Genomic DNA, 9,844 nt, shown 5'->3' on the forward strand with positions numbered 1-9,844 from the left:
GACCCTCCTTGCAGCTCGGCGCTTCGCCTTTGCGGGGATCCGCCCATGCACATCGCCTGGATAGGCAAGAAAACACCTTTCTGTGGCAATGTCACCTACAGCCGTGAGGTGACCAACGGCCTGTTGGATCGGGGACATCAAGTGAGCTTTTTTCACTTCACCAACGACGGCCAACCGCCCACTTGGGATCCCGGCTCTCGTGGAGGTGAAGGCTGGCGGGCAGAGCTGGATCGCCGCGACGTTTCCCTCCCCTGTCTGTATAAGTCGCAAATTTACACGATCCCGGCCCCCAACGCCAAGCGGGTGCTCACCCAGGCCCTCAGGGAACTGCAGCCGGATCTGGTACATGCCTCCTTGACGATTTCTCCCATTGACTTCGTGCTGCCGGAGATCTGTGGGGAGCTCAACCAGCCACTGGTGGCCACCTTTCACCCGGCCTTCGATCGGCGGCGGCGCAACATCGCCTCCCGCACCCAATACTTGGCCTATCAACTCTACGCCCCTTGTTTGGCCAATTATCACCGCACCATTGTCTTCTCAGAGACGCAACGGGAGATCTTGGTCAAACTGGGGGTGCGTCCCCAGCAGGTGGTGGTCATTCCCAATGGCGTGGATGTGGACAAGTATTCGCCTGGGCCTTCAACCCTCAAACAGCGGTTGGGACTGGAGCGGATCTTTGTCTATCTGGGGCGGGTCTCGCCGGAGAAAAACCTGGAAGCCCTGCTCAAGGCTTGGAAACACTCCCAGATGGGGGAGAAGTGCGGTCTGCTGATTGTGGGGGATGGGCCGTTGCTCAACACCCTCAAGCCCTTCTATACCCTTCAACATGGGATCCACTGGCTGGGGTATATTGCCGACGAGCAGCAGCGCATCGAGATCTTGCGCGGGGCCGATGTGTTTGTTTTGCCCTCTTTGATCGAGGGGCTCTCTTTGTCCTTGCTGGAGGCGATGGCCTGCGGGCTGGCGGCGGTGGCCACCGATGTGGGCGCCGATGGCGAGGTTTTGGCGGATGGAGCCGGGATCCTGTTGGATCCGACACGGGTGACGGCGGAGCTGCAAACCCTGCTGCCTTTGCTGCGGGATCAACGGGAGTTTACCCAACTGCTGGGGATGAAGGCCCGCCGGCGGGTGCTGGAACGCTATACCCTCAGCCACAACATCAGTCGGGTGGAACAGCTCTACCGGGAGCTGTGCCAGGGATCCCGTCAGCATCGCCGGGCCTAAAGGAGGAAGTCGAAAGCGAGGCAGAACTTTTGTGTAGAGCTTGTGATATTTTTGCTAAGCTGTTTCGTTACGTTTCCAAGGGATTAACGCCAGCCTTCCCGATGGATGCTCACAGCCCCCAAAAGGCCGTTTCGGCACAGCTATCCGGCTCCTCGTGGTCGGAGCCTTTGCTTGGCCAGGATTTGCCCCCCAATCCTCCAGTTCCCTCCCTGGAGAACTCGGGCGACTTACGCTCAGCTCAGGCCAGCCCGGATCCGGTTGGCGTTACGTCTGATGAGGTGGAGCTGCCGGAGGTCAAGCCTGCCATTGTGCCTGACCCTGCAATGCCGGATCGGGTGGCAAAAGTGGGGAGAGACCAGTATCGGATGCAGTATTTGCTGGCGTGGCTAGCCTTTGCCCTCCGCTCCTTTAACAACTTGAATCAGATCCTGGAGCTGACGGCTTTTGTGGCCAGCCAACTGACCGATGCCGAAGGCGGAGCCCTGGTTTTGTTCAACCCCAACGGCACCATTCAGTTGGATCAACTGCATTGCTCGGATCTCCACCACCGCGAACAGATTCGGGCTGAGATGGAGCAGATTGCCCAAACCCTCTCGGCTCAGGAGCCCATGCTCAAAACGGCGGGATCCCTGTCCGTCAAAATCCCTGCCCTCGAACACCTGTTGGACGAGCGGTTTCGCCAGAGCTTAGGGCCGGATGTGCGCCTCTTCGGCACGCCCTTGTTGATCCGCAACTCTGTCCAGGGTCGCTTGTACGTCTTCAGCCGTCAGCCCGGCTACCACTGGGATGAACGCCGCCAACAACTGTTGCGCCTGGTCGCCGATCAGGCAGGCGTGGCCATCGAAAACGACCGCTTGACGGCAGCCTTGCGCCGCAAAGTGGCCCTGGAAAAAGAAATGGAGATCGGCTCTTACATCCAGGCTCAATTGCTACCGCAGGAGTACCCGCAAGTCAAAGGCATTCGCCTGGCAGCTCGTTGCCGTGTGGCCAGCAAAGTGGGAGGCGACTACTACGATTTCATCAAGATTCCAGAAAAATCAGATCCGGCTGCCTCTCCACCCTCATCTGAAAAGCTGGCCATCGTCATTGGGGATGTGATGGGCAAAGGGGTGCCCGCCGGCCTGTTGATGAGCATGACCCGAGCCATGGTGCGGGCAGAAGCTCTCAACCGTCATTCCCCAGCCCGCGTTCTGCAACATCTGAACCGGGCCATGTACAGCGACCTGGAGCACTCCAATCGCTTCATCAGCCTGTTTTATTCAGAGTACGATCCCCACTCCCATCGCCTTTGCTTTAGCAACGCGGCCCACAACCCTACCCTGTGGTGGCAGGCCCGCACCCGCGAGATTCAACCCCTGGACACAGAAGGGGCGCTGATCGGCTTGGAGGAAAACAGCCACTACTCGGAAAGCTGCGTGCAACTGCAACCCGGAGATGTGGTGGTGTACTACACCGACGGCTACACCGAGGCTGCCAACAGCCGCGGGGAGCGCTTGGAAACCTCTGGACTCATGGATGCCATCCAGCATGCTGCCTGTCGCTACGACTCCCCCGAAGACATCTTGGAGAGCTTGTTTGAGCAGATGGATGCTTTCCGAGGTCGCCAGGGATCCCCTCCTCTGACCCTGTTGCCGCCGGACGATCCAGAGCTGCTATTGCAAGATGAGATTTCCCTGCGGCCTGAGCCTGTGGACGATACCACACTGGTGGTGTTGAAGGTGTTGCCCGACTCTGAGCCAAAATAGCTAAAAAAGTTCGAACTCAGGGTACGCTCTAGCTAGTACAGGGCTGGCTCCCCTGCTTCCCGGTTATCTACACCTTAGGCATAGCCATGAACTTCTCTTCCTCTGGGTCTGAAACCACTTCGGTTTACTTGCCGGCTCCTGCTGCTTTCCAGACAAAAATGATGGTCGGGCAGGTGTTCCGGCAGGATGTACTGGGCGATATCCGCAAGGGTTGGAATGGCTTTGTGGAGTCGGGCCAAATTTGGGCGCTTTTGATAGGGATCGTGGTGGGCTATATGCTCAAGAGCATCACCAGCTCCCACTAGTTGCTCTGGCCGGATCCAGTTGGCCTGAGGCGGCGGGGTTTTAGCCGTCGGTTCTTGATTTTTGTATTTTTTCCACAACTGCAGCGGTGGTCAATCCTTCTCCCCATTCTCCCAGTTCTGAGCCGACAGCGACGGTTACCCCACGCCCCTGGAGCCAGCGCTTTGAGGGATCCCTGCATCCTGCCATCGCCCGCTTCAACGCCAGCATCGGCTTCGACATCCGCCTTTTGCCCTACGATGTGGCCGGATCCCTGGCTCATGTGCAGATGTTGGCCGCTTGCGGCATTCTGACCCGGCCAGAGGCCGACCAGATCCGGCAGGGGCTGGAGCAGATCCAACAGGAAGCGGCTGCCGGCACCTTCCGTCCCGATCCAGAGGCCGAGGATGTCCACTATGCCGTCGAGCGCCGTTTGGTGGCCTTGGTGGGGGAGGTGGGCAAAAAACTGCACACGGGGCGCTCCCGCAACGACCAAGTGGCTACCGATCTGCGCCTCTATCTGCGGGATCACATCGATCACCTGCGGCAGGCCCTCTGGGAGCTGCGGGGAGTCTTGCTGGACTTGGCCGAGCAGCATCTGGAGACGATCCTGCCCGGCTACACCCATCTGCAACGGGCTCAGCCGATCAGCCTGGCCCACCACCTTTTGGCCTATGAAGAAATGCTCTGGCGAGACTGGCAACGGCTGGGGCGGGTGCGGGAAGAGGTGAATGTCTGTCCCCTCGGCTCCGGGGCCTTGGCCGGCACTTCCCTGCCCATCGATCGGCAGCTCACTGCCCATCTGCTGGGATTTGAGCGCATCAGCGCCAACAGCTTGGATGCCGTCAGCGACCGCGACTACCTGGTGGAGTTTCACACCGCCGCCAGCTTGATTTTGGTTCACCTCAGTCGCCTCTCGGAAGAGCTTGTCCTCTGGGCCTCGCAGGAGTTCGGCTTTGTCGTCCTCACCGATGCCTGTGCCACCGGCTCCAGCCTCATGCCCCAGAAGAAAAACCCCGATGTGCCGGAATTGGTGCGCGGCAAGGCGGGGCGGGTGTTTGGCCATCTCCAAGCTTTGCTGGTCACCTTGAAGGGGCTGCCGCTGGCCTACAACAAAGATCTCCAAGAAGACAAAGAGGGGCTATTCGATACGGTCGAGACCTTAAAAGCCTGCCTGGAGGCGATGACCATCCTGCTGCGGGAAGGGATCCAATTTCAGCCTGAGCGCATGGCCGCTGCTGTGCAGGAGGATTTCTCCAACGCCACCGATGTGGCCGACTACTTGGTGCGCAAAGGGATCCCCTTTCGCGCTGCCCATGACCTGGTGGGCCAGATCGTGCGCATTTGTTTGGCAGAGGGGATCCTGCTAAAGGATCTGCCCTTGGAGCGCTGGAAAACTTTCCACCCGGCTTTTGAGGAGGACATTGCGGCGGCCATCGATCCCCGCCAGGTGGTGGCGGCGCGGCGCAGCGCCGGAGGAACGGGCTTTGCCGTAGTACGGGAAGCCCTACAACAGGCCCAGGCCCGCCACCAGCAGCCAGCGCCCTCGGAAGGAAGGCTACAAATTTAAACTTATCTCAACGAGAATTGGCAATGTTTGGGTTTTCCTCGCCAGGGTGTGCCATCCTGAGGTTCTGAGCCGCTCCAACACAATTCCCAGCTTGTTGGCCTCTGCTCTGGGTGACCGTTTCATGTTGGATAACCTCACCGCCCATATCCTCGAAAATGCGGCCAAGCGTCGCTGGCGAGAACGCGCCTACAGCCGATTTTTGCAGGACTGGCGACGACAAGTGGTGCTGCTGCGCCGTCAACGGGCCGGGGAGTTGGGCCCCCCTCTGGGGGATCCCACCTGTGTTTTCAGCGCCCACTCGGCTTGGTTGCGCTGCGCCGTCAATCCACGGGGGCCGTGCCAGGGCTGCCCCCACTATGCCGCGGCTCCAAAACCCGCTCCAACTCTAGAGTCGCTCCATTAGAGGGATCCGACCGCTGGCGTCGGCACCATCGGGCCGCGCTCCCCCAAGCTGCGTCGAGTCGAGGACCCCGCTGTAGCCAAGTTGAGGGATCCCCGGCCAATTTGTGCCACAATAAAAGAACGGTAACTCCATCGACAAAAGCGAGATTCATGGCCCTTCACCTCTCGGCAGAGCACCTTCGCGCCATCCGCCAGCAGGGCGAGCAGGCCTTTCCCTACGAGGGCTGCGGCATTTTAATTGGCGAGCTCAAAGGATCGGACAAGATCGTCCACGAGCTGTGGCCGGCGGCCAACACCTGGGATCAAGCTGAAAACCCCTTAGCAGACGGAGAATCCAGCCGCCGCCGCTTCTTGATCGAGCCGGCAGTTTTCAAGCGGGCCAACGACCATGCTGTGCGCAGAGGGTTGGGGATCCTGGGCACCTATCACTCTCACCCCAACCATGCGGCTATTCCCTCGGAGTTCGATCGGCAGCACGCCTTTCCTTGGGGCTTTTCCTGTGTGATCGTCAGTGTGCGCGAGGGCAAAGCAGAAGAGGTGGTCAGTTGGGTTTTGGATGAGCAGGAGCAACCCCAGCGGGAGCCGATGCAAATTTTGGAAGATGCGGCCCTTGCCGCGCTGCCAGTTTTGGCCGGCTAGGGCCGGGCGTCGGTGGCCCTGATCTTCTAGCTTGAGGTGAGATCTGGGGCTGAGTTCCGTTGCGATCCCGGTTGGACAAGCCGGTGTGGAGAGAGTGAGTGGTGCCGGAAAAGCGGTAGTCTGAACTGGAGAGGTGACATAACTGCAAGCAGGTAGGTCCGCCAGATCGGCTCGGAACCTCAAAAATGAACCAGAGATCGCTAGAATCCTTCCCTGAACTCCCATGGCAACCAAAATCTTAATCCCCGCCCCCCTGCGCCCCTACACCGACAACCTGGAAGCTGTTGAGATCGAGGGCAGCAACGTCGGCGAAGTGATGCGCAACCTCATCGCCCGCTACGGCGAACTGAAGCGCCACCTCTACACCGAGGACGGCAAGCTGCGCAATTTCGTCAACGTTTACCTCAATGACGAGGACGTGCGCACTTTGACCCAAGGCGACAACACCCCCGTGGGAGAACAAGCCGTCATCAGCATTGTTCCTGCTATTGCCGGAGGGCTTTGACCATGCTGAACCTGGACACCAGCCAAGTCAGCCTCTCCCGCGAGGAGATGGAGCGGTTTTCTCGCCATTTGATCCTGCCGGAGGTGGGCCTGGAAGGACAAAAGCGGCTGAAAGCGGGCAAGGTGCTCTGCATCGGCACAGGCGGCCTCGGCTCACCCCTGTTGCTGTACTTGGCGGCAGCCGGCGTGGGGCGGATCGGCATCGTCGATTTCGATGTGGTGGACGTGTCGAACCTGCAGCGGCAGGTGATCCACGGCACTTCCTGGGTGGGCAAGCCCAAGGTGGAATCGGCCAAGAACCGCATCCTGGAGATCAACCCCTATTGCCAGGTGGACGTTTACAACACCGCTCTGAAGGCCCACAACGCCCTGGAGCTGTTTGCCAACTACGACGTGATCGTGGACGGTACCGATAATTTCCCCACCCGCTACCTGGTCAACGATGCCTGTGTGCTGACGGGCAAGCCCAATGTCTACGGCTCGATCTTCCGCTTTGAAGGGCAGGCGACGGTCTTCAACTACGAGGATGGGCCCAACTACCGCGACCTCTACCCCGAGCCACCCCCACCGGGGCTGGTTCCCTCCTGTGCCGAGGGGGGAGTGCTGGGGATCCTGCCCGGCATCATCGGCCTCATTCAAGCTACGGAGACTGTGAAGATCCTGTTGGGCATCGGCACGACCCTGAGCGGGCGGCTGCTGCTCTACGATGCTCTAAAAATGAGCTTCCGCGAGCTAAAGCTGCGCAAGAACCCTGCCACCCCGCCCATCACTCAACTTATCGACTACGAGCAGTTCTGCGGGATCCCGCAAGCGCAAGCCAGCCAAGCGGAGATCCCGGAGATCAGTGTGGCCGAGCTGAAGGCGCGGATGGATGCCGGCAAAGATTTTGTGTTGATCGACGTGCGCAACCCCAACGAGTGGGAGATCGGTCGGATCCCTGGCGCCCACCTGATCCCGTTGCCGCAAATCGAAAATGGCGATGGGGTGGAGCAGGTGCGCAAGCTGCTCAATGGCTCGGAGCTGATCGTCCACTGCAAGAGTGGAGTGCGCTCGGCTAAGGCCTTGAAGATCCTACAAACTGCTGGGATCGCGGGGAAAAATCTACGCGGTGGCATCCTCGCCTGGGCTGAGGCTTACGATCCCTCGATTCCCAAGTACTGAGACAACTTCCGGATCCCTGGTCCAGGATATGATGGCTCCGCTGCCCAGAGCCGGCTGTGCCCAATATCTCCCTTTTGCGTCCCTTTTTCCATGAGTGCCACTTTGCCGGCAGAGACAGAAACCATCTTTCACTCCATCCCCGAAGCCCTGGAAGACCTCAAGTGTGGTCGCATGGTCATCGTGGTCGATGACGAAAATCGGGAAAACGAAGGGGATCTGATCTGTGCTGCCCAGTTTGCCACGCCAGAGGTGATCAACTTCATGGCCACCCACGGGCGGGGCCTCATTTGTCTAGCCATGCAGGGATCCCGTCTGGACGAGCTGAAGATCCCGCTGATGGTGGGGCAAAACACCGACAGCAACCAGACTGCCTTTACCGTCAGCATCGACGCCGGGCCAGAGTTAGGGGTTTCGACGGGCATTTCCGCCGCCGATCGCTCCCGCACCATCCAGGCGGCCATCCACCCCCATACGCGACCGGAAGATCTGCGTCGCCCTGGGCATGTCTTTCCGCTGCGGGCGCGGGAAGGCGGGGTGCTCAAACGGGCCGGCCACACAGAAGCGGCGGTGGATCTGGCGCTGCTGGCCGGGCTGTACCCGGCAGGGGTGATCTGCGAGATCCAAAACCCGGATGGCTCGATGGCCCGCCTGCCCCAGTTGGTCGAGTTCGCCCACCAGCATAATTTGAAGATCATCACCATCGCCCATCTGATCGAGTACCGCTTGCGCACCGAACGGCTGGTGCATCGGGGGGCTACTGCCACCTTGCCGACGGAGTTTGGCCGGTTTCAGGTCTACGGCTACCGCGACAGCCTCAACCAGGTGGAGCACCTGGCGCTGGTGAAGGGGGATCCGACCCAATTTGCCGCCGAGCCCGTCCTGGTGCGCGTGCATGTGGAATGCCCCCTGGGGGATGCGCTGGGATCCCTGCGCTGCGACTGCCGCCGCCAATTGACCGCCGCCCTGAAGATGATCGACCACCAGGGCAAGGGGGTGCTGGTGTACCTGCGCCGGCAAGAGCAGGAGCTTAGCCTCATCCAGCAAATTCAGTCCTATGCCCTGCAGGATCTGGGGCTAGCTGAAACCACGCCGCCGGCAGCGATGGATCTGCGCGATTACGGCATTGGCGCCCAGATCCTACGCGATGTGGGGGTGCGCCAAATGCGCTTGATCAGCAACACCTCTCGCCACATCAGCGGCTTGAAAGGATTTGGCCTGGAAGTGGCCGAGCGGGTGCCCTTGCTGGTGGAAGAGCCGGATCTCAATTTGCACGTGCAGCCATCCTGTTCTCTAGAAAACGCGACCCATTCCGGCTTAAGCCTGTAGAGCGTTGTAGGGCCGGGCGGTGTGGTGGAACAGGGGCCGCGGTGCAGCCGGTTCGTCCTCGACCCCATAAGCCTTGCATCCCCAAGGCCAGAACGACCAGGAAGGACGTTTGGGCAAAGATGGAGCCAGGCGCGCTGGCAAGACAGAGTCCCTGGCCGTGGGGCTCAAGAGGGGCTTTGGCAAGACGGGAATGTCGGATCCCACCTGCGACCACACCTCGTAGCTCTGGGATCGCACCACCACAATGCTGATCAGGGAGCCGCGATCCATGTCGTAGCGGCAACTGTCGATGGCGTCCTGCAGCCGAGAAAAGCTGCGGTTAAAGACGTAAAAATGGCCCTGAAAGCGGATGGCTTCCCAGAAACCTTCCCGTGTCACCGCCACATGGTCGCGATCGGCGGCGGCGTAGTCGAGGATCACCATACGTGTAAAGACTGATTAGCGATGGATCAGATTAGGGTGGCTTTTACCGTATTTCCACTTAAGCACACCATTGCACAGCCCGTCATCCGCGAAATGGCCTGCCTGCAACAAGACTTAAGGAGTTTTCTCGCCCTTGCTCCTCACGGGATCTGGCCCAATTCCCGTCGCAGCTCGGCCATGGCTGCTTCTCCGATGTGGGGGGCGGCGCAGACCAGGTGGGGCGTGCGGATCAGGTCGGGTCGGGCTTGGCGCACTAGGGCGCGCAGGGTGGGGTAGCTGGCCTCGTCGCAGATGAGGGTGTGGGCGCGGCGGATCAGGGATCCCACCCGCTCGGCATCGGAAATCACCGCCGTCAGCACCAGCAGGTCTCCCCGCAGGCTGTGGACAATCACCTCGGCAACTTCCAGGAGGGCGGTGCTGATGCTCACCAGCCCTAGACAGGCGTGGGGAGGCAATTGGCGAATCAGGGCAATTTCGCGGGCGTAGTCAGATACAGCCTGTTAAGTAATCAAGGGGTACAGTAGCAACACTTAGCAAACCAACTTCGGAAGCAGGATGGATTGATCAG

The 9,844-nt window shown here is 60.2% G+C and carries 10 protein-coding genes and 1 pseudogene; 9 read left to right on the forward strand and 2 right to left on the reverse strand.

What is annotated here, in order from left to right; genetic code table 11:
• Positions 1 to 45 precede the first annotated feature (45 nt).
• The 9 genes and pseudogenes from NW858_RS12355 to ribB form a co-directional block, all read left to right on the forward strand.
• Positions 46 to 1,224, forward strand: coding sequence for a glycosyltransferase family 4 protein (locus NW858_RS12355; RefSeq protein WP_414520612.1), 1,179 nt, complete (start codon positions 46 to 48; stop codon positions 1,222 to 1,224).
• A gap of 101 nt (positions 1,225 to 1,325) precedes the next feature.
• The gene (locus tag NW858_RS12360) at positions 1,326 to 2,969 is read left to right on the forward strand and encodes a PP2C family protein-serine/threonine phosphatase (protein ID WP_414520613.1); all 1,644 of its coding nucleotides are present in this window, start codon (positions 1,326 to 1,328) and stop codon (positions 2,967 to 2,969) included.
• An 86-nt stretch (positions 2,970 to 3,055) separates the two neighbouring features.
• Positions 3,056 to 3,274: a hypothetical protein gene (locus tag NW858_RS12365; RefSeq protein WP_414334049.1), complete on the forward strand. Its 219-nt coding sequence runs from the start codon at positions 3,056 to 3,058 to the stop codon at positions 3,272 to 3,274.
• Between the two features lie 86 nt (positions 3,275 to 3,360).
• Positions 3,361 to 4,821, forward strand: a complete 1,461-nt coding sequence (gene argH / locus NW858_RS12370) for an argininosuccinate lyase (RefSeq protein ID WP_414520614.1) — start codon at positions 3,361 to 3,363, stop codon at positions 4,819 to 4,821.
• 121 nt (positions 4,822 to 4,942) lie between these two features.
• A complete protein-coding gene (locus tag NW858_RS12375; protein ID WP_414334045.1) occupies positions 4,943 to 5,224 on the forward strand; it encodes a DUF6464 family protein in 282 nt (93 codons plus the stop codon).
• Between the two features lie 149 nt (positions 5,225 to 5,373).
• Positions 5,374 to 5,862, forward strand: a complete 489-nt coding sequence (locus tag NW858_RS12380; RefSeq protein ID WP_414334043.1) for a M67 family metallopeptidase — start codon at positions 5,374 to 5,376, stop codon at positions 5,860 to 5,862.
• 223 nt (positions 5,863 to 6,085) lie between these two features.
• Positions 6,086 to 6,367 (forward strand): MoaD/ThiS family protein, encoded by a 282-nt coding sequence (locus NW858_RS12385; RefSeq protein ID WP_414334041.1) that lies wholly within the window; start codon positions 6,086 to 6,088, stop codon positions 6,365 to 6,367.
• A gap of 2 nt (positions 6,368 to 6,369) precedes the next feature.
• Positions 6,370 to 7,527, forward strand: a complete 1,158-nt coding sequence (gene moeB, locus NW858_RS12390) for a molybdopterin-synthase adenylyltransferase MoeB (RefSeq protein ID WP_414334040.1) — start codon at positions 6,370 to 6,372, stop codon at positions 7,525 to 7,527.
• A 123-nt stretch (positions 7,528 to 7,650) separates the two neighbouring features.
• Positions 7,651 to 8,799 (forward strand): annotated as a pseudogene (gene ribB, locus NW858_RS12395) (3,4-dihydroxy-2-butanone-4-phosphate synthase); the annotation flags it as partial.
• 42 nt (positions 8,800 to 8,841) lie between these two features.
• Here the strand turns inward: ribB and NW858_RS12400 are convergent.
• Together NW858_RS12400 and NW858_RS12405 are read right to left on the reverse strand one after the other, a co-directional pair.
• Entirely contained in the window at positions 8,842 to 9,276 is a 435-nt protein-coding gene (locus NW858_RS12400) for a hypothetical protein (protein ID WP_414334038.1), read from the reverse strand.
• Between the two features lie 140 nt (positions 9,277 to 9,416).
• Positions 9,417 to 9,704, reverse strand: a complete 288-nt coding sequence (locus NW858_RS12405; RefSeq protein WP_414520615.1) for a hypothetical protein — start codon at positions 9,702 to 9,704, stop codon at positions 9,417 to 9,419.
• Positions 9,705 to 9,844 lie beyond the last annotated feature (140 nt).

It is taken from the genome of Synechococcus sp. H55.10, assembly GCF_047502715.1.
Lineage (GTDB): Bacteria > Cyanobacteriota > Cyanobacteriia > Thermostichales > Thermostichaceae > Thermostichus.

Coding starts and splice junctions, on each gene's coding strand:
- NW858_RS12380 (WP_414334043.1), top strand. CDS start 5,374: ATGGCCCTTCACCTCTCGGCAGAGCACCTTCGCGCCATCCGCCAGCAG.
- moeB (WP_414334040.1), top strand. CDS start 6,370: ATGCTGAACCTGGACACCAGCCAAGTCAGCCTCTCCCGCGAGGAGATG.
- NW858_RS12385 (WP_414334041.1), top strand. CDS start 6,086: ATGGCAACCAAAATCTTAATCCCCGCCCCCCTGCGCCCCTACACCGAC.
- NW858_RS12365 (WP_414334049.1), top strand. CDS start 3,056: ATGAACTTCTCTTCCTCTGGGTCTGAAACCACTTCGGTTTACTTGCCG.
- NW858_RS12400 (WP_414334038.1), bottom strand. CDS start 9,276: ATGGTGATCCTCGACTACGCCGCCGCCGATCGCGACCATGTGGCGGTG.
- NW858_RS12360 (WP_414520613.1), top strand. CDS start 1,326: ATGGATGCTCACAGCCCCCAAAAGGCCGTTTCGGCACAGCTATCCGGC.
- NW858_RS12375 (WP_414334045.1), top strand. CDS start 4,943: ATGTTGGATAACCTCACCGCCCATATCCTCGAAAATGCGGCCAAGCGT.
- NW858_RS12355 (WP_414520612.1), top strand. CDS start 46: ATGCACATCGCCTGGATAGGCAAGAAAACACCTTTCTGTGGCAATGTC.